Annotated in this window: 20 protein-coding genes; 8 read left to right on the plus strand and 12 right to left on the minus strand. The window is 67.2% G+C overall.

Features of this window, described 5'->3' with window-relative positions; genetic code table 11:
• Positions 1–29: 29 nt before the first annotated feature.
• The 5 genes from G3N64_RS19940 to G3N64_RS19960 are packed head-to-tail and all read left to right on the plus strand — an operon-like array spanning position 30 to position 6,017.
• Positions 30–1,550, plus strand: a complete 1,521-nt coding sequence (locus tag G3N64_RS19940; RefSeq protein ID WP_205785469.1) for a sugar ABC transporter ATP-binding protein — start codon at positions 30–32, stop codon at positions 1,548–1,550.
• A complete protein-coding gene (locus G3N64_RS19945) occupies positions 1,537–2,550 on the plus strand; it encodes an ABC transporter permease (protein WP_205785470.1) in 1,014 nt (337 codons plus the stop codon). Before G3N64_RS19940 ends, G3N64_RS19945 begins: the two co-directional genes overlap by 14 nt.
• Before the next feature lie 46 nt (positions 2,551–2,596).
• Complete coding sequence (locus G3N64_RS19950; protein ID WP_205785471.1) at positions 2,597–3,685, plus strand: alcohol dehydrogenase catalytic domain-containing protein; 1,089 nt, start codon at positions 2,597–2,599, stop codon at positions 3,683–3,685.
• Between the two features lie 29 nt (positions 3,686–3,714).
• Entirely contained in the window at positions 3,715–5,262 is a 1,548-nt protein-coding gene (locus G3N64_RS19955) for an FGGY-family carbohydrate kinase (RefSeq protein ID WP_205785472.1), read from the plus strand.
• Positions 5,259–6,017 carry an SDR family oxidoreductase gene (locus G3N64_RS19960; RefSeq protein WP_205785473.1) on the plus strand — a complete coding sequence of 253 codons (759 nt, stop codon included), beginning with the start codon at positions 5,259–5,261 and terminating at the stop codon, positions 6,015–6,017. Before G3N64_RS19955 ends, G3N64_RS19960 begins: the two co-directional genes overlap by 4 nt.
• 92 nt (positions 6,018–6,109) lie before the next feature.
• On the opposite strand, the gene G3N64_RS19965 is transcribed toward G3N64_RS19960, so the two are convergent.
• The 9 genes from G3N64_RS19965 to G3N64_RS20000 all read right to left on the minus strand — a co-directional run bounded on the left by G3N64_RS19965 (position 6,110) and on the right by G3N64_RS20000 (position 12,398).
• Positions 6,110–6,256: a hypothetical protein gene (locus tag G3N64_RS19965; protein WP_166896045.1), complete on the minus strand. Its 147-nt coding sequence runs from the start codon at positions 6,254–6,256 to the stop codon at positions 6,110–6,112.
• Between the two features lie 196 nt (positions 6,257–6,452).
• Positions 6,453–7,037, minus strand: a complete 585-nt coding sequence (locus G3N64_RS19970; protein WP_205785474.1) for a nucleotidyltransferase family protein — start codon at positions 7,035–7,037, stop codon at positions 6,453–6,455.
• Between the two features lie 103 nt (positions 7,038–7,140).
• Complete coding sequence (locus G3N64_RS39810) at positions 7,141–7,584, minus strand: M15 family metallopeptidase (RefSeq protein ID WP_346778827.1); 444 nt, start codon at positions 7,582–7,584, stop codon at positions 7,141–7,143.
• A 21-nt stretch (positions 7,585–7,605) separates the two neighbouring features.
• Positions 7,606–7,821: a hypothetical protein gene (locus G3N64_RS39815; RefSeq protein WP_241021108.1), complete on the minus strand. Its 216-nt coding sequence runs from the start codon at positions 7,819–7,821 to the stop codon at positions 7,606–7,608.
• Between the two features lie 147 nt (positions 7,822–7,968).
• On the minus strand, positions 7,969–8,364 hold the full coding sequence (locus G3N64_RS19980) for a type II toxin-antitoxin system VapC family toxin (protein ID WP_166896049.1): 396 nt from the start codon (positions 8,362–8,364) through the stop codon (positions 7,969–7,971).
• The gene (locus G3N64_RS19985; RefSeq protein WP_205785475.1) at positions 8,361–8,600 is read right to left on the minus strand and encodes a type II toxin-antitoxin system Phd/YefM family antitoxin; all 240 of its coding nucleotides are present in this window, start codon (positions 8,598–8,600) and stop codon (positions 8,361–8,363) included. Before G3N64_RS19985 ends, G3N64_RS19980 begins: the two co-directional genes overlap by 4 nt.
• A 97-nt stretch (positions 8,601–8,697) precedes the next feature.
• Positions 8,698–9,381, minus strand: a complete 684-nt coding sequence (locus G3N64_RS19990) for a Fe2+-dependent dioxygenase (RefSeq protein ID WP_089462312.1) — start codon at positions 9,379–9,381, stop codon at positions 8,698–8,700.
• Positions 9,378–10,148 (minus strand): tetratricopeptide repeat protein, encoded by a 771-nt coding sequence (locus tag G3N64_RS19995; RefSeq protein ID WP_205785476.1) that lies wholly within the window; start codon positions 10,146–10,148, stop codon positions 9,378–9,380. The genes G3N64_RS19990 and G3N64_RS19995 overlap by 4 nt, the downstream gene beginning before the upstream one ends.
• Before the next feature lie 3 nt (positions 10,149–10,151).
• A complete protein-coding gene (locus G3N64_RS20000) occupies positions 10,152–12,398 on the minus strand; it encodes a TonB-dependent siderophore receptor (protein WP_205785477.1) in 2,247 nt (748 codons plus the stop codon).
• 321 nt (positions 12,399–12,719) lie between these two features.
• Between G3N64_RS20000 and G3N64_RS20005 the strand changes: the two genes are divergently transcribed.
• Together G3N64_RS20005 and G3N64_RS20010 are read left to right on the plus strand one after the other, a co-directional pair.
• The gene (locus G3N64_RS20005; protein WP_205785478.1) at positions 12,720–12,959 is read left to right on the plus strand and encodes an Arc family DNA-binding protein; all 240 of its coding nucleotides are present in this window, start codon (positions 12,720–12,722) and stop codon (positions 12,957–12,959) included.
• Positions 12,956–13,375: a type II toxin-antitoxin system VapC family toxin gene (locus tag G3N64_RS20010; protein WP_205785479.1), complete on the plus strand. Its 420-nt coding sequence runs from the start codon at positions 12,956–12,958 to the stop codon at positions 13,373–13,375. The genes G3N64_RS20005 and G3N64_RS20010 overlap by 4 nt, the downstream gene beginning before the upstream one ends.
• A gap of 114 nt (positions 13,376–13,489) precedes the next feature.
• On the opposite strand, the gene G3N64_RS20015 is transcribed toward G3N64_RS20010, so the two are convergent.
• Positions 13,490–14,785 (minus strand): aspartate carbamoyltransferase, encoded by a 1,296-nt coding sequence (locus G3N64_RS20015; RefSeq protein ID WP_205785480.1) that lies wholly within the window; start codon positions 14,783–14,785, stop codon positions 13,490–13,492.
• A 233-nt stretch (positions 14,786–15,018) separates the two neighbouring features.
• Here G3N64_RS20015 and G3N64_RS20020 point away from each other — a divergent pair, with 233 nt between their 5' ends.
• Positions 15,019–15,153: an entericidin A/B family lipoprotein gene (locus G3N64_RS20020; protein ID WP_009688930.1), complete on the plus strand. Its 135-nt coding sequence runs from the start codon at positions 15,019–15,021 to the stop codon at positions 15,151–15,153.
• Positions 15,154–15,249: 96 nt separating this feature from the next.
• Here the strand turns inward: G3N64_RS20020 and G3N64_RS20025 are convergent, their stop codons facing one another.
• Positions 15,250–15,798 carry a permease gene (locus tag G3N64_RS20025; RefSeq protein ID WP_205785481.1) on the minus strand — a complete coding sequence of 183 codons (549 nt, stop codon included), beginning with the start codon at positions 15,796–15,798 and terminating at the stop codon, positions 15,250–15,252.
• Positions 15,799–15,997: 199 nt separating this feature from the next.
• Positions 15,998–16,966, minus strand: a complete 969-nt coding sequence (locus G3N64_RS20030) for a DMT family transporter (RefSeq protein WP_241021109.1) — start codon at positions 16,964–16,966, stop codon at positions 15,998–16,000.
• Positions 16,967–17,080: the final 114 nt, after the last annotated feature.

The following is a 17,080-nucleotide window of genomic DNA, read 5'->3' on the forward strand; positions in this document are numbered from 1 at the left end:
CGGCCGGCGCCCTTCGTCTGGAGAAGCCGATGGACACGATACTCAGGCTCAGCCACATCACGAAAAGCTTTCCGGGCGTGAAGGCGCTGTCCGACATTCATCTGGAGATTGCGCGTGGCGAGATTCACGCGCTGCTCGGCGAGAACGGCGCGGGCAAGTCGACGCTGATGAAGATCCTGTGCGGCATTCATCAGCCGGATGCCGGCACGATCGAGATCGACGGCACCGCACGCCATTTCGCGGATTATCACGACGCGGTCGCGGCGGGCGTCGGCATCGTGTTCCAGGAATTCAGCCTGATTCCGCATCTCGACGCCGTCGACAACCTGTTCCTCGGCCGCGAGCTGCGCACCCGCTGGGGGGCGCGCGACCGCAAGCGGATGCGTCGCGCGGCGGCCGCGATCTTCGCGCGGCTCGGCGTGGCGATCGATCTCGATGCGCCGATCCGCACGCTGTCGGTCGCGCAGCAGCAGTTCGTCGAGATCGGCAAGGCGCTGTCGCTCGACGCGCGCATCCTGATCCTCGACGAACCGACCGCCACGCTCACGCCGGCCGAGGCCGGGCACCTGTTCGCGATCATGCGCGAGCTGAAGCGGCAGGGCGTCGCGATGATCTTCATCTCGCATCACCTCGACGAGATTTTCGCGGTGTGCGACCGCATCACGGTGCTGCGCGACGGCCAGTACGTGGCGACGACCGACGTCGCGCGCACGGACGTCGAACGGCTCGTGCGGATGATGGTCGGCCGCCGGATCGAAAGCAGCTTTCCGCCGAAGCCGGCGCGCGCGGCCGATGCGGCACGGGTGCTGGAGGTCAACGAGCTGCAGATCGAGCGCGGCGGCGCGGTGAACCGCTTCACGCTGCATGCCGGCGAGATCCTCGGCTTCGCCGGGCTGGTCGGCTCGGGCCGCACGGAAACGGCGCTGGCGGTGATCGGCGCGACGCGTGCGCACCGCAAGGACGTGCGCGTGCGCGGCGCGGCGGCGAAGCTCGCCGATCCGGCCGACGCGCTGCGCGCAGGTATCGGCATCCTGCCGGAAAGCCGCAAGACGGAAGGGCTCGTCACGTCGTTCTCGATTCGCGACAACATCTCGCTGAACAACCTCGGCAAGTACCGGTCGATGCGCTGGCTGATCGACCGCCGCGGCGAGGCGCGCACCACGCATGACGTGATGCGGCGCGTCGGCGTGAAGGCGCCGTCGATCCACACCGAGGTCGCGACGCTGTCCGGCGGCAACCAGCAGAAGGTCGTGATCGCGCGCTGGCTGAACCATCACACGTCGGTGCTGATCTTCGACGAGCCGACGCGCGGCATCGACGTCGGCGCGAAAGCCGAAATCTACGGGCTGATGCGCGAACTCACCGCGCGCGGCTACGCCATCATCATGATCTCGTCCGAATTGCCGGAAATCGTCGGCATGTGCGATCGCGTCGCCGTGTTCCGGCAGGGCCGCATCGAGGCGACGCTCGCAGGCGACGAGATCGATCCCGACACGGTCATGACTTATGCCACGGCCGGCACGCGAGGAGCGACCCATGAACCTGCCTGATTCTTCTTCCACGCCTTCCACGACGCTCGCGGCCACCGCCGCAAACGGCGACGCACCGCCGCCCCGCGCGATGTGGGCGCAGTTGCGGCGCTCGACGCTGTTCTATCCGCTCGTCGGCCTGATCGTCGTGTGCCTCGCGATGATGATCGCGAGCCCGAGCTTCCTGTCCGCCGCGAACCTGGAAAACGTGCTGCGCCAGGTGTCGATCAACGCGATCATCGCGGTCGGCATGACCTGCGTGATCCTGACCGGCGGGATCGACCTGTCGGTCGGCTCCGTGATGGCGCTGTCCGGCACGCTGGCGGCCGGGCTGATGGTCGCGGGCGTGAACGCGGTTGCCGCGCTTGCGATCGGCATCGCGGTCGGCCTCGGCTTCGGTTTCCTGAACGGCATGTTCGTCGCGTTCGCGGGGATGCCGCCGATCATCGTCACGCTCGCGACGATGGGCATCGCGCGCGGCCTGGCGCTGATCTACACCGGCGGCTACCCGATCGACGGCTTGCCCGACTGGGTCGCGTTCTTCGGCAGCGGCAAGGTGTTCGGCATCCAGGCGCCCGTGCTGATCATGCTGGTGGTCTATGCCATCGCATGGCTGCTGCTCGACCGGATGCCGTTCGGACGCTACGTGTACGCGATCGGCGGCAACGAGCAGGCGACGCGGCTCACCGGCGTGCGGGTCGCGCGCGTGAAGCTGATCGTCTACACGCTGGCCGGGCTCACGTCGGCGCTTGCCGCGATCGTGCTGACCGGGCGGCTGATGAGCGGGCAGCCGAACGCGGGCGTGGGCTTCGAGCTCGACGCGATCGCGGCCGTCGTGATGGGCGGCACGTCGATCTCCGGCGGGCGCGGCGCGATCCTCGGCACGCTGGTCGGCGCGCTGCTGCTCGGCGTGCTCAACAACGGGCTGAACATGATCGGCGTGAACCCGTATGTGCAGAACGTGATCAAGGGCGGAATCATCCTGCTCGCGATCTACATCAGCCGCGAACGGTCGCGGTAACAATCGATTCATCAGTCATCCAGATCATCAACCAAAGAGACAACCCATGACGACACCCGAAGCCCCGCCGCGGATGACCGCGGTCGTCTGCCACGGCCCCGAGGACTATCGCGTCGAACAGGTCGCGAAGCCGCGCCCCGGCGCGAACGAGCTCGTGATCCGCATCGCCGCATGCGGGATCTGCGCGAGCGACTGCAAATGCTATACGGGCGCGAAGATGTTCTGGGGCGGCCCGAACCCGTGGGTGAAGGCGCCCGTGATTCCCGGCCATGAATTCTTCGGCTACGTCGAAGCGCTCGGCGACGGCGCGGCCGAGCATTTCGGCGTCGCGCAAGGCGATCGCGTGATCGCCGAGCAGATCGTGCCGTGCGGCAAGTGCCGCTACTGCAAGTCGGGCCAGTACTGGATGTGCGAGGTACACAACATCTTCGGCTTCCAGCGCGAGGTGGCCGACGGCGGGATGGCCGAGTACATGCGCATTCCGCCGACCGCGATCGTCCACAAGATTCCGCTCGGCGTATCGCTCGAGGACGCTGCGATCATCGAGCCGCTGTCGTGCGCGATCCATACGGTGAACCGCGGCGACGTCCAGCTCGACGATGTGGTCGTGATCGCGGGTGCGGGCCCGCTCGGGCTGATGATGACGCAGGTCGCGCACCTGAAGACGCCGAAGAAGCTCGTCGTGATCGACCTGATCGACGAACGGCTCGAACTCGCACGCGAGTACGGTGCGGACGTGACGATCAACCCGAAGCGCGACGACGCGCGCGAGATCGTCAGCTCGCTCACCGACGGCTACGGCTGCGACGTCTACATCGAGACGACCGGCGCACCCGTCGGCGTGAACCAGGGGCTCGACCTGATCCGCAAGCTCGGCCGCTTCGTCGAATTCAGCGTGTTCGGCGAGGATGCGACCGTCGACTGGTCGATCATCGGCGACCGCAAGGAACTCGACGTGCGCGGCGCGCACCTGGGGCCCTACTGCTACCCGGTCGCGATCGACCTGCTTGCGCGCGGGCTCGTCACGTCGAAAGGCATCGTCACGCACGATTTCGCGCTGGAGGACTGGGACGACGCGATCCGCGTCGCGAAATCGCCCGAATCGATCAAGGTGCTGCTGAAGCCGGCCCGCTGACGGCCGGCGCGCGCCTCACCGGAGACATCATGGAATACGTCATAGGCGTCGACATCGGCACGCAGAGCACCAAGGCGCTGCTCGTCGACCGGCACGGCACGATCGTCGCGCGGCGCTCGGCGGGCTACCAGCCCGATACGCCGCGTCCGCTATGGGCCGAGCAATGGCCGCAGGTATGGTTCGATGCCGTGCTCGCGTGCATCGCGGGCTGCGTGAGCGATGCGCGCGCGCAGGGCGTGCCGGCCGATGCGATCCGCGCGGTGTGCGTGGGCAGCCTGTACGGCGGCTCGGGCATTCCGGTCGACAGCGACATGCGGCCGCTCCATCCGTGCCTGATCTGGATGGACCGGCGTGCGACCGCGGAAGTCGACTGGGTCAACGCGAACGTGAACGTCGAGCGGCTGCGGGTGATCACGGGCAACGGCGTCGACAGCTATTACGGCTTCACGAAGATGCTGTGGCTGCGCGACCAGCGGCCGGACGTATGGGCGAACGTGCGCTATTTCCTGCCGCCGAACGCGTACGTGATCTACCTGCTGACCGGCGAGGTCGCGGTCGATCACAGTTCGGCCGGCAATATCGGCGGCGTGTACGACGTCGCGCGCCGCGAGTGGTCCGACGATGCGCTCGACATGCTCGGCATTCCGGCGACGATGATGCCCGAGCGGCTCGTCGACTCGACGGACATCGTCGGCGGGCTGCTGTCGCAATGGACGGAGCCGCTCGGGCTGCCGGCCGGCACGCCCGTCGTCGCGGGCGGCGTCGATGCGGCCGTCGCGACCTTCGCGGCCGGCGCGACGCGCGCGGGGCAGCACGTCGCGATGATCGGCACCAGCATGTGCTGGGGTTACGTGAGCCGGCACGTCGATGCGCGGCACGGGCTCGTCAGCATGCCGCACGTGTTCAACGGGCAGCGCGACCTGTACGTGTTCGGCGGCGCGATCACGGCCGGCGCGTCGGTCGCGTGGTTTCGCGACCGGTTCTGTCAGGCGGAAATCAATGCGGCACGCCTGTTGCCGCATGGCGATCCGCACGTGTTGCTCGAGGAAGCGGCCGAAAGCGTGCCGCCGGGCTCAGACGGCGTGCTGTTCCTGCCGTACCTGATGGGCGAGCGCAGCCCCGTGTGGGACGCGAAGGCGAGCGGCGCGTTCGTCGGGCTGAGTCTCGCGCATACGCGGGCGCACCTGTATCGCGCGGTGCTCGAAGGCGTCGCGTTCGCATTGCGGCACAACATCGAGGCCGGGCGCCGCGGCGCGGCCGCGCTCGACGACCGGCTGATCGTCGTGGGCGGGGCCGCGCATTCGGCGCTCTGGATGCAGATCATCGCGGACGTGACGGGCTTCCCCGTGTGGACGATCGAGCAGGACGTCGAAGCCGCGATGGGGGCGGCGCTGCTCGCGGGCGTCGGGGCGGGGCTCGTGTCGCACGACGACGCGCAAGGCGGATGGGTCTCGCTCGTCGAGCGCGCGCGGCCCGATGCCGAACGCGCGAAAACGTATGCGGCGCGCTTTGCGCTCTACACGGCGCTGTATCCGGCGCTCAAACCGATCATGCACGGGTTGCACACGCCATCATGAAGACACGATTCGATTTCGACGGCTCGCGGGTGCTCGTCACGGGGGCGTCGAGCGGGATCGGGCGCGCGTGCGCGGTCGCGCTGGCGCAAGCGGGCGCGCAGGTCGTCGCGGCCGGGCGCGACCTGGCCGCGCTCGATGCGCTGGCCGGCGAGACCGCGTGCGAGACGTTGCGACTCGATGTCGGCGGTGACGAGCATGCGATCGACGCGGCGCTCGCTGCGCACGATGCGTTCGACGGCCTCGTGAATTGCGCGGGGATCGCGTCGCTCGAATCGGCGCTCGAGGTGAGCGCCGCGCATTTCGATCGCGTGATGGCCGTCAATGCGCGCGGCGCGGCGCTCGTCGCACGGGCCGTCGCACGGAAGATGATCGCGTGCGACGGACGTGGCGTAGCGCATGCGCGGGGCAGCATCGTCAACGTATCGAGCCAGGCCGCGCTCGTCGGCTTGCCCGCGCATCTGAGCTATTGCGCGTCGAAGGCGGCGATGGATGCGATCACGCGCGTGCTGTGCATCGAACTCGGGCCGCACGGCATTCGTGTGAGCAGCGTGAACCCCACCGTCACGCTCACGCCGATGGCCCAGTTCGCGTGGAGCGAACCGGAAAAGCGGGCGCCGATGCTGGCCGCGATCCCGCTCGGGCGATTTGCGGAGCCGGACGAGGTCGTCGAACCGATCCTGTTCCTGCTGAGCGATGCGGCGTCGATGGTCAGCGGCGTATCGCTGCCGATCGACGGCGGGTACACGGCGCGCTAGGCGGCGTCATGCGGCGTCAGGCGGCGACAGTGCGGCCGGTGACCGCCCATGACGCGAAACAGGGACGCATGTGCGGGGTGCCCGAACGGCGGCTAGACCGGATCCTTGCTCGGCGGTCCGTCGGGCTGCTGCGGATTGTCGTGATGATGGCCCGGCGACGGCGGCGATAACGGATCGTCTTCCGGATCGCGGTTCGGATCAGCCGGTGGCTCGGGCGTCGGGGTCGTGTGGTCGGTCATGGAGAACTCGCGCAGTGCGTAACGGCGGTGGCGCGGCGGAGGCGCCTCGTCTCCGTTATAGCCAATCGGGCGTGCGTTTGCAGCGGGATTCTCGCGGTGGGCCGTCGATCGTCCGCGAATGCCCTGAATCGGCGCGCTTCCAGCGGGGTGCCTGCGCGACGATGCATGGCGTGCGCCGGGCGCCGAGCGATCGCGGTCAGCGCAAATCTGCCGGTGTATCGACGTCGCGCACGATGCCGGGATCGTCGACGTCGAGCAGCTTGACCGGTGCGCTGGCGAACAGCGCGCGGGCGCCGGTGTCGCCGTCGAGGGCGGCGAGCGCATCGAAGTGGTGCGCGGCGAAACCGACCGGATGGCCGCGCACGCCGCGATGCGCGGGTGCGACGATCGATGCGTCGTCGGCGTCGAGCGCGCGCGTGACGGTCTCGTAGGTGGACGCCGCGATCCACGGCATGTCGCCGAGCGCGACGAGCCAGCCGTTCGCATCGGGCGTCGCGCGCACGCCGGCCGCGAGGCTCGCGCCCATGCCGCGCATGGCGTCGGGCGCGTAGACGACGTGGCAGCCGGCTTCGTTCAGCAGCATCGCGAGTTTTTCGGCGCCGGGACGCACGACGGCGATCACGTCGGACGTGACCGCCGCGAGATGGCGGGCGGCCGCGATTGCAACCGGCGTGCCGTCGGGAAGCAGCGCGAGCAGCTTGCTTTGCTGGCCGCTTGGGTCGAAGCGTTGACCGAGGCCGCCGGCGAGCAGGACGCCGGTGGCGAATGACGCGTAGGACATCGGTGCGGGGGAGAGTGACGCAGGTGCGGCGATTGTGCGGGAGCGGGCAGGGATCGACAAGTGAGGATGTTACCGAAGCGGGCGCGTTTCTCCGGAAAGCATGTCAGCGCGCGGCTTCGTCGAGCATGTTTTCCTCGACGGGGCCGTAGATCGCGTGCGATTGATCGTGCATGACGGCCCAATAGCGGTCGCCGAACGACCAATGCCACCATTCCGACGGGTAATTGGTGAAGCCGGCGCCCGTCAGCGCGGCGATCAGCACCTGGCGGTTGGCGGCGGCCGACCGGCTGATGAACGGGTTGTGCGTGTAGCACGCGCCGGATGATTCCTGGTCGGTGGCGTCGAGCATGCAACCCATGTCGAGCTCGATGCCTTCCGCCGAGATCAGCGCCAGGTCGACGGCAGCGCCCGTCGGATGGGCGGCGACTTCCGGTGGTGCGACGTAGCGGCTCGTCAGTGCGACCAGCGCGTCTTCGTCCGGCAGCGGATTCAGCGTCCGGCGCAGGTGCGCGAGATGCCCGGTGAAGTAGCGGCGCTGCAGGGCCAGCGGGCGATAGCCTTCCTTGACTTACAGGCGCAGGCCGTCAGGTAGCGTCTGCGCGGCGGCGATTAGCCGTTTCGCCACGCCACGACGCACTTTCAGGAAATGTGGGCTCGTGTTTGCGACGTCGTCGGGGCCGGGCGCAACGGCGATGCGGTCATGGAAGCCTGCGAGATCGACGAACCCTTCGTGCGACTCCAGCAGGGCAATCGACCGGACAACGGGATCGGAGAGCGAAATCACGATAGTGGATGAAGTGGCGCGATAGCGACTGCGGGCCACGAGCCGGCGGTGAGGCTGGCCGGCCGAGGTGTTTTTATCAGACGAATCGCCAATATGCCAGAGTCCGGCGGAGGATGTGTCGCGGTTTGGTCCGCGGGCGGCCGACGCTTACCAGAGCGTCTTGACGTGCGCGTAAGCACGGATTTTTTCGTCGCGCGTGACAAGCGGCGCGCCGAGCCGTCGAGCGGTCGCGACGATCATGCGGTCGGCCGGATCCTTGTGGAACGTGCCGGGCAGGTCGGTGGATTTCGCGGCGATGTCGGCATCGACGGGCACGAAGCGCATTCCGTCGATCTGCGCGACGGTGGCCAGCCACGCGTCGACGTCCATCGTCAGCGCGAGGCGGTCGTTGCGCACCAGCATCGCAATCTCCCACGCGGAAATCGCCGATGCGGCGAGCGCGCCTTCACTCCGAGCGCGATCGATCGCGCTTCTCGCCTTCTTGCTGAGTGACGGATCGCCCGCCACCCACCACACCAACGCATGTGTATCCAGCACGATCACCGCGACGCCTCCCAATCATCTTCCGCAATCGGATCGAGAGGATTGTCGTAGCGCATGACCGAGCCGCGCAATATGTCCAATGGCTGAGCCTCGCGTGCGCGATACGGCCGGATTTCGAGTGTCGGCTTGCCGTGATCGGTGACGATCAGGCTTTCGCCTGACGCCTCGACGAGCCGGAAGTATTCGAGTGCGCGAGCCTTGAATTCGGATTTCGATACGGGGTCGTGCGGCATCATGATATGAGCATGGTCATTTGACGATGGTCATTTTAGTCATGGATTCCGGCGTGACGCAAGCGCAGGGGGCACGGCCTGACAGCGCTACCCGTTCCCGCTACGCATCGGCCCACTTCCTCAACAGGTTGTGATAAATCCCGGTCAGTGAAATGACCATCGGATCCTTCGCGCCTTTTTCGGCGGAAAGCGCCTGGATCTGCGTATCGAGCTGGAACAGCAGCGTGCGGTCGCCGTCGTCGCGCACCATGCTCTGGATCCAGAAGAACGACGCGACGCGTTCGCCGCGCGTCACGGGCGTCACGTGATGCAGGCTCGACGCAGGATACAGCACGAGGTCGCCCGCCGGCAGCTTCGCGCGATGCGTGCCGTACGTATCCTCGACGCACAGCTCGCCGCCGTCGTACGCATCGGGTTCTTCGAGAAACAGCGTCGCGGACAGATCGCTGCGCACGCGGAAATCCGTGCCGCGCAGCAGCCGGATCGCGTTGTCGACGTGCGTGCCGAACGTCTCGCCGCCTTCGTAGCGATTGAACAGCGGCGGAAACACCTTGAGCGGCAGCGCCGCCGAAAAGAACAGCGGATGGCGTGCCAGCGCGTCCTGGATCGCGTCACCGACCGCGCGTGCGGCAGGCGCACCTTCCGGCAATTGCCGGTTGCGTTTCGCGAGTGCCGACTGCGTGCCGGACGTCGCATTGCCGTCGACCCATTCGGCTGCATCGAGCAACTCGCGGCATTGCGCGACCTGCGCTTTCGTCAGTACGCCGGGGATATGAAGCATCATGATGCGGATTCCATGCAGTGCGGTTGCGGCTGCGGCGGTTGCAACTGCATCGCCGCCGCACGAAACGCGTCGATCGGCGACGACGCGAGATACGCGCGCATCTTCGCGACGAACGCGGGGGTAGCGGTGGCCGGCACACACGCGAGCCAGGCAAGCGCTTCGTCGATGCGCCCGCGCTCGGCGAGCAGCCGCGCAAGGTTGAACTGGCCACGGAAATCGCCGGCAACGGCGGCGCGGCGATAGTGGTCGAACGCGGCGTCGGGGTCGACCGGTACGACCCAGCCGTCCTCGTAGAAGCCGCCGATCAGGTTGATCGACTTCGCATGGCCGAGCGCGGCCGCGCGCTGGAACCAGTCGAGCGCATCGGCGCGGTTCTCGTCGACGCCGTTGCCGAGCGCAAGCGCCGTCGCGTAGTTGTACATGCCCCAGTCGAGCCCCGCCTGCGCGGCGAGCCGGTACCAGTACACGGCAACCGGCGCACACGCGGCCGTGCCCCAGCCGAACTCGTAGCAGCGGCCGAGCATGTTCATCGCCATCGGGTGGCCGGCCCGCGCCGCGTGCCGGAACCAGTTGAACGCGGCCGCCGGATCGCGCGCGACGCCACGCCCGTCGAGCAGGTATTGCCCGTAGACGGCCTGCGCATCGACGATGCCGTTGTCGGCCGCCGCCGCGACCCACGCGGCGGCGCGCTCGGGCGGCCCGGCCAGGATGTCGGCGAACTCGCGCGGCGAAACCGACGCGAGCGCCTTCAGCGACACGGCCTCCATCGATCAGTAGCGCGCGTTCAGCGTGACGAACGCCGAGCGGCCCGGTGCGATCGACGCGTAGTGCGCCGGATACGCCTGGTCGAAGTAGGTGCGGTTGAACAGGTTGTTCACGTTCAATTGCAGGTCGAGCTTCTTGTTGATCCGGTACTGCGCCATCGCATCGAAGCGCCAGTACGACGGCACGGCACGCAGGTTCGCAGGATCGCCGAAGACTTCCGACATGTAGAACGCGCCGCCGCCCACCGTGAATTTCGGCGTGACGTCGTAGTTCGACCACATCGTGAAGCTGTGCTTCGGCGTGTTCGGGAAGCGGTTGCCGTTGTTCGCGCTGTCCTTGCCGTTGTCGCGCAGTTCGCTCTTCAGGTACGTATAACCGCCGAACACTTGCCACTGCTTCGTGATCTGGCCCGCTACGCCGAGCTCGAGACCCTGCACGCGCTTGTTGCCGACCATCGCGTACTGGTTGTTCGGCAGCGTCACGCGTGCGTTCGTCGTGTCGATCTGGAACAGCGCGGCGGTCAGCGCGAGCTTGTCGTTCAGCACGTTCCACTTCGTGCCGAGTTCGATGCTGCGGTTCTTCTCGGGCGACAGCTGATCGGCGTTCGAGCCGACACCACCGCGGCCCGGCGTGAGCGACTGCGTTTCGCTGCCTTCGCCGAGCATCATGCCGGCCGGTGTCGACGACGTCGCGTACGACGCATAGATGCTGCCGTTCTGCGCGGGCTTGAACACGAGGCCGGCCTGCCAGTTCACGAGCGTGTCGTCGCGCGTGGTGGTCTTGCCGCCGTTGGCGCGGGTGTCGGTGAAGCGGGTCGAGTAATCGTCGACACGCACGCCGGCGTTGACCTGCCAGCGCGGCGTGAGTTCGATCGTGTCGAAACCGTAGATCGACTTCGTCGTGGTGCGCGCATGCGCATAGTCGTTGTTGCGCGTGATCGAGCCGGCCCACGGGTCGTTCGGGTTCGGCGACCACAAGCTCGTGCAGTTGTAGCCCGATGCCGCGCCGATGCCCTTCTGGCAGATCGTGCCCTTGTCGGTCGCGACCGTGTACGAATCGCGCTTGCCCCATTCGCGCGACAGCTCGATGCCGGTCGTGAAGCTGTGCTTGAACGGGCCGGTGCGGAATTCGCCGAACAGCTCGGTCTGGTTCGCGAGGCTGTTGATCGAGCTGTTGCGGTTGTTGTTGCGGCGCCAGACCTTGCCGTTCACCACGTTGCCCTGGCTGTCGTCCGGCTGGGTCCAGATGTAGTCCTGCGTCGATTCCGTGTAGCGCGTGGTGTTGCGGATCGTCAGCGACGACGTGATGTCGTGTTCGATCCTGATCGTGCTGATGTCCGATGTGGTCTTGCGGAAATCGCGGTCGATCAGGCCGTAGAAGTTGTGGCGATCGACGGGCGCCGGATAGATCGTGCCGACGTTCGCGGGCTTGTTCGACGTCGTGTAGAAGTACGGAATGCCGCCGTCGGGCATGTCGTCCGTCGACAGGTGGTAATAGCTCGCGGTCACGCGCGTCGGCGTGCCGAGGCCGAACGCGATCGACGGCGCGACGCCCCAGCGCTCGTTGTTGACCGCGTCGCGGCCGGCGACGTCGTTGTTGTGGCTCATCAGGTTCAGGCGGAACGCGGCGTGATCGGCAAACTGCCAGTTGCCGTCGGCCGTGAAGCGGCGATAGCGGTCGGTGCCGAGGCCCGCGCTCGCGGCGGCGGTGGTGCCGAGGTGCGGGGCCTTCGTGATCAGGTTGATGCTGCCGCCCGCGCCGCCGCGGCCGCCGTACGCGCCGTCGGAACCCTTGGTGATCTCGATGCGCTCGGTGTTGAAGATCTCGCGCGTCGTGGCGCCCGTGTCGCGCATGCCGTCGACGAACATGCTGCCCTGCGTGTCGTAGCCGCGGATGAACGGACGATCGCCGAGCGGGTTGCCGCCTTCGCCGGCGCCGAACGTGATGCCGGGCACGGTGCGCAGCGCTTCGGTCAGCGTCGACGCGCCGCTGTTCTGGATCAGTTCCTGCGGGATCACGGTGACGGATTTCGGCGTGTCGACGAGCGGCGCGGTGAATTTCGCGGAAGCGGAGAAGTCGGCCTTGTAGCTGTGCTCGGCCTTGCCCTGAACCTCGATCGGCGCGAGATGGCCCTCGGTGCCGGCCGGGGCGGGCGGCGGCGTGCCGTCTGCCGCGAACGCCGGGCTCGCGGCGAGCACGCTGCACAGGGTGGTGAATTTACCGAGCTTCAGCTCGTCGGGACGTGACTTCATGGTGCGCTTCGACCTCGCGGTGTGGCCCCGGGGCGGTGCGCTGCGGAAATGTGCATGCCGCCGGGAATTATTACGATTTGTTTTCAGGCGGCATTCTATGTAATTCCTCGATAAATGAGAAGCGTTCTTGTTCGCGTTTGTCGGGAAATTGTTAGCGAATGTGGCGGGGTGGTTGTGGGCTTGCGGGATGGTGGTTGATGGCTGAAAGGCCAGGTGTGGCGGGCTTGTCGGGCGGGGTAGAGTGGCGTTGTTGCGGATCGCCCGCCATGACATCAAGGTGTTAATATGACTGCATTGAAAGCAAATGTGGTGAGGTGCATCATGCCCGTGATTACCGTTCGAAACCTGCCCGATGAAGTGCACCGTGCGCTGCGGATTCGTGCGGCCCAGCATGGGCGCAGCACCGAAGCAGAGGTGCGAGACATCCTCGAGCAGGCCGTTCTGCCGGGTGGCAGGCTCAAGCTGGGGACGTTGCTGGCGGAAATCGGACGCGAGGCGGGCGGCGTCGATTCCGACGTTCAGCGCGACAAGACGCCAACCGACCCGGTGAGTTTCGAATGATCCTTGTCGATACGAACGTGATGTCCGAGCCGCTGCGGCGTGAGCCGAGCGCGGCCGTGATCGAGTGGCTTGATGGCCAAAACGTCGAAACGCTGTTTCTTGCTGCGATCAGTCTTGCCGAAATGCGCTTCGGCGTGGCGGCATTGCCGGAAGGGCGCAGGCGCGACTGGCTTCACCAAAGCATCGAGCAGCGCGTCGTGCCGCTGTTTCGCGGCCGGATTCTGCCGTTCGACGATGCGGCGAGCAAAGCGTATGCGAGCATTCGAGCGCGTGCGCGTTCCGCTGGCAGTGCGATCTCGCCTGCCGATGTCTTTATCGCCGCGACGGCCGAGGCGAACGGGTTGATCATTGCGACGCGCGACGTCGCGCCATTCGAGGCGGTCGGCCTGCGGGTGATCGATCCGTGGGCGTCCTAGGCGCCGATTGCTCGCCTTGTCCACCGCGCGCAAAAAAATAAAGCGCGCCGGGCTGCCCGGCGCGCTTTCCGTTGAGCGTGGGGCGCGTGACTGGCGCGCCCCGGCTGTTCCTTCTCAATCGACCCCGTGAAACACCGCGTCCTCCGGCCCGAGATACGCAGGCGGGCGCCACGTCGCGTCGCGCATCGAATGCTGGACGAGGTTCTCGACGCCGAGCAGTACCGCGAAGATCGCCATCCGCACCGGAATGCCGTTGTCGGTCTGGCGGAAGATCGCGAGGCGCGGGTCGCGGTTCAGGTCGACCGACAGGTCGTTCGCGCCGGGCCGGCTGTCGCGCGGCAGCGGGTGCATGATCAGCGTGTCGGGCTTGCACACCGTATCGACGAGCGCCTGGTTGATCTGGAAATCCGGCGTGTAGCCTTCGAACGACTCATCGGTGAAGCGCTCCTTCTGGATCCGCGTCGCGTAGACGACGTCCGCGCCGCGCAGCCCGGCCGCGAGGTCGGTCGTCTGCTCGATCACATGGCCGTTCGTCGCGATCTGGTCGACGATGTAGGCCGGCATCTCGAGCGTCGGCGGCGACACGAGCGTGAACTTGAGTCCGCGGTACAGCGCGAGCAGCTTGACGAGCGAGTGCACGGTGCGGCCGTACTTGAGGTCGCCGACCAGCGCGATGTGCGCGCCGTCGACGATCTTGCCGAGCCGCGAGAACTCGCGCTGGATCGTATAGAGATCGAGCAGCGCCTGGCTCGGATGCTCGCCGGGGCCGTCGCCGCCGTTGATCACGGGCAGGTTGGTTGCGCGTGCGAACTCGGCCACCGAGCCTTTCTCCGGGTGGCGGATCACGAGTGCGTCGACGTAGCCGGCCATCACGCGGCTCGTGTCGTAGATCGATTCGCCCTTGGCCATCGACGAGAACGTGAAGCCCGTCGTATCGCACACCGAGCCGCCGAGCCGGCAGAAGGCGGCACCGAACGACACGCGCGTACGCGTGCTGGCCTCGAAGAACAGGTTGCCGAGCACGGCGCCTTCCAGCACGCGCGAAATCTTGTGGCGGCGCGCGATCGGCTGCATCACGTCGGCCACGCGGAACAGCGCCTCGACCGATTCCCGCGAGAACTGGTCGACCGACAGCAGTTGCGGTTTGCCTTCGAAAAAGAACTGCTTGGCGAGCCCCTGGCTCTCTACGCTTTGCGTATAGCCGCCGCCTTCCGGTGCCGAGCGTTCGACGATTTCCGACACGAAGCGCTCGACGATCTCGGGCATCCCGCGCGATTCCTGCGAATCGTCCGGCAACAGCCAGGTGTCCAGCGCGCGCCGGCTGACGCCGATGCGATTGGCGAACGCTTCGCGGGTCATGTTGAGGCGGCGCATCGCGTCGCGGAGGAAGGCTTGCTGGGGAACGGTCATCGGCGGCTCCTGACGGAAAATATACGCGGTGCGTATATTAGTTGCTGGCGCGTTGAAGTCAAGGAAAATCTGCGCGAACCGGCCGTGTGGCCCGTATGGCATGCGTCGGGTTCGTACTGGCGCGCGGCGACCGTCTCCGTATAATCAGGTCAGGCCCCGTGCCCCGCATCCTGCCGGGCACCACGCCACATACGATTCGCCCGACGGGCTTGTTGATTCGAAGGAGAATGAGAATGACGCGTACGATTGCTGCAATGCTGCTGGTGGTGACCGCCGCGCTTGCCGGTTGCAACACGGTCGCCGGCATGGGCCAGGATATTTCGAAGGGCGGCCAGGCGATCAGCGATACGGCTGAAAAGGCCAAGTAAGCCGACCGGTTCCGGAATGCAGAAGGCGCCGGGCCGTCCCGCGATTGCGGGGCGGCCCGGCGCCTTTTTTGCGGCCGAGGTCGGGTGCCGGTGGCGTCAGGCGTGCTCGACGAACGCGTAACGGCCTTCGACCTTGCGCGGCGTAAGCCAGCCGTAGTCGGGGAACAGGCGGTTGCGGACGAACCACACGTAGCCCACCAGCAGGGCCGTGATCGCGAGGCTCGGCAGCGCGGTCGACGGATCGCGTCCGAGCTCGGCGACGGTCTTCGGCAACTGCAGCAGCGACAGCAGGATGAACGCGTGATATGCGCCGACACGATTGGTCGCAAAGCCCCAGATGAACAGCAGCGACAGCGGCACGGTCAATGCGAGGAACACCAGCACGAGGCCGTTGCCGGCGCCTGTTGCGAAGAAGTAGTACGCGAGCATGAGGCTGATCGCGAGCTGGGCGATGCCGAGCGCGACCAGGATCCGGATGTGCAGCTTGTTCTTGCGGCAGCGTTCGGGATCGGGGCGCGACGCGATCAGGTGCGCGAGCACGCGATCCTTGAGCCCCTGTCCGGACAGTTCGGCCAGTGCGTCGGCCTTCCTCGTTCCCGCGGACAGCAGCACCGCGATTCTTGTTTTGGCTTCCTTCCTGTTCATTGCGTGGCGGATTGTCGTTCGATGGTTGTCAAAGGCCCGGCCACGCGAATATTGCATCTTGCGGGGTGGTGCGCAACGATTTTGCGGGGCGCGGACACATTCCTACAGTCGCCGGCTGCGTGGCGGGAACGCGGGGATCGACAGGCTATGCGGCGGAGCGGAGCCGCCGCCGTTTCCGCAACGACGCGATGAGCGCGAGTCAGTCGGCGGCGGTCTGCGCGGTGGGCGCGGGGCTGGCCGGCCGACCCGGATTCGCCGGGTGCGTATCGTGTGCTTCGGTTGGCGGTTCGCGCCGCCGCGCCGCGCCGACGAGCATGCCCGCGACGACGAGCGCGATGCCGGCGACCCGCGTGCCGTTGAGCGCTTCGCCGAACAACGCGACGGCGAACAGCACGGCCGAAACCGGCGCGACCGCCGTGAACAGCGCGGCTTCGGTGCCGCTCGTGCGCGCCGAACCCGCATACCAGCACAGGTAGCCGAGCACGGTCGGCACCAGCGCATAGTAGGCGATCGCCGACACGGCGCCGACGGTCCAGCCGGTTGCTGCCGCGCGCCATTCGAACGCGGCCGGTATGAGTGCAAGCACGAAGCCGAGGCCCGACATCGCGGTGGACAGCGCCAGCGGCGGCAACGGTGCGGCAAGCCGCCGGTTGAGCAGGATGAATACCGCTTCACACGCGACGGCGGCCAGCACCAGCGCATCGCCGGCAAGCGCGCGGAGTGACGGCGTGGCCTGGCCGGGCGCGAACGTGACGAACAGCACGCCGGCCGTTGCGAGCGCGGCGGCCGCCCAGTCGCGCGGCGTCTGGCGCTCGCGCAGCACGACGGCCGCGATCAGCGTCGACATCGCGGGCAGCGTGCCGAGCATCACGCCCGCATCGAGCGGCGACGACAGTTTCGTGCCGCAGATCAGCAGCACCGTATAACCGACACCGCCCGCCGCCGCCTGGATGACGAGCAGCACGGCGTCGCGCGTGGAGACGCGTGGCCAGCGCATTCGCTGCACGCGCATCAGCGCGAACAGCAGGGGTGTCGCGATCAGGAAGCGCAGCGCCGTGGCTGCGAACGGCGGCAGGCCGCCGGCCGCGAGACGGCTCGCGATGACGGTGCTGCCGACGCCCGTCATCGCGGCGGCGAGATAGAGATAGCCAATCAGTCGTGTCTTCATGCGCCGCATCGTCGCGTACGGCGGCAGTGCGCGTCTTGAACGAAATTGCAGGCGTGCGGAGTGTCGAACACGGTGCGCGGGACTCGGCATGCTTGCGCCAAGGGGGCGACCATT

Origin of the sequence: Burkholderia sp. Ac-20344, from assembly GCF_017104975.1 — a bacterium.
Lineage (GTDB): Bacteria > Pseudomonadota > Gammaproteobacteria > Burkholderiales > Burkholderiaceae > Burkholderia.

What these genes read in the sequence shown, in the direction of transcription:
- G3N64_RS20015 (WP_205785480.1), bottom strand. Translation starts at nt 14,785, where the DNA reads ATGACCGTTCCCCAGCAAGCCTTCCTCCGCGACGCGATGCGCCGCCTC.
- G3N64_RS19965 (WP_166896045.1), bottom strand. Translation starts at nt 6,256, where the DNA reads ATGACCGACCACACGACCCCGACGCCCGAGCCACCGGCTGATCCGAAC.
- G3N64_RS20030 (WP_241021109.1), bottom strand. Translation starts at nt 16,966, where the DNA reads ATGAAGACACGACTGATTGGCTATCTCTATCTCGCCGCCGCGATGACG.
- G3N64_RS19995 (WP_205785476.1), bottom strand. Translation starts at nt 10,148, where the DNA reads ATGGAGGCCGTGTCGCTGAAGGCGCTCGCGTCGGTTTCGCCGCGCGAG.
- G3N64_RS20005 (WP_205785478.1), top strand. Translation starts at nt 12,720, where the DNA reads ATGCCCGTGATTACCGTTCGAAACCTGCCCGATGAAGTGCACCGTGCG.
- G3N64_RS19940 (WP_205785469.1), top strand. Translation starts at nt 30, where the DNA reads ATGGACACGATACTCAGGCTCAGCCACATCACGAAAAGCTTTCCGGGC.
- G3N64_RS20010 (WP_205785479.1), top strand. Translation starts at nt 12,956, where the DNA reads ATGATCCTTGTCGATACGAACGTGATGTCCGAGCCGCTGCGGCGTGAG.
- G3N64_RS19950 (WP_205785471.1), top strand. Translation starts at nt 2,597, where the DNA reads ATGACGACACCCGAAGCCCCGCCGCGGATGACCGCGGTCGTCTGCCAC.
- G3N64_RS19990 (WP_089462312.1), bottom strand. Translation starts at nt 9,381, where the DNA reads ATGATGCTTCATATCCCCGGCGTACTGACGAAAGCGCAGGTCGCGCAA.
- G3N64_RS20020 (WP_009688930.1), top strand. Translation starts at nt 15,019, where the DNA reads ATGACGCGTACGATTGCTGCAATGCTGCTGGTGGTGACCGCCGCGCTT.
- G3N64_RS19955 (WP_205785472.1), top strand. Translation starts at nt 3,715, where the DNA reads ATGGAATACGTCATAGGCGTCGACATCGGCACGCAGAGCACCAAGGCG.
- G3N64_RS20000 (WP_205785477.1), bottom strand. Translation starts at nt 12,398, where the DNA reads ATGAAGTCACGTCCCGACGAGCTGAAGCTCGGTAAATTCACCACCCTG.
- G3N64_RS20025 (WP_205785481.1), bottom strand. Translation starts at nt 15,798, where the DNA reads ATGAACAGGAAGGAAGCCAAAACAAGAATCGCGGTGCTGCTGTCCGCG.
- G3N64_RS19985 (WP_205785475.1), bottom strand. Translation starts at nt 8,600, where the DNA reads ATGATGCCGCACGACCCCGTATCGAAATCCGAATTCAAGGCTCGCGCA.
- G3N64_RS19945 (WP_205785470.1), top strand. Translation starts at nt 1,537, where the DNA reads ATGAACCTGCCTGATTCTTCTTCCACGCCTTCCACGACGCTCGCGGCC.
- G3N64_RS19960 (WP_205785473.1), top strand. Translation starts at nt 5,259, where the DNA reads ATGAAGACACGATTCGATTTCGACGGCTCGCGGGTGCTCGTCACGGGG.
- G3N64_RS19970 (WP_205785474.1), bottom strand. Translation starts at nt 7,037, where the DNA reads ATGTCCTACGCGTCATTCGCCACCGGCGTCCTGCTCGCCGGCGGCCTC.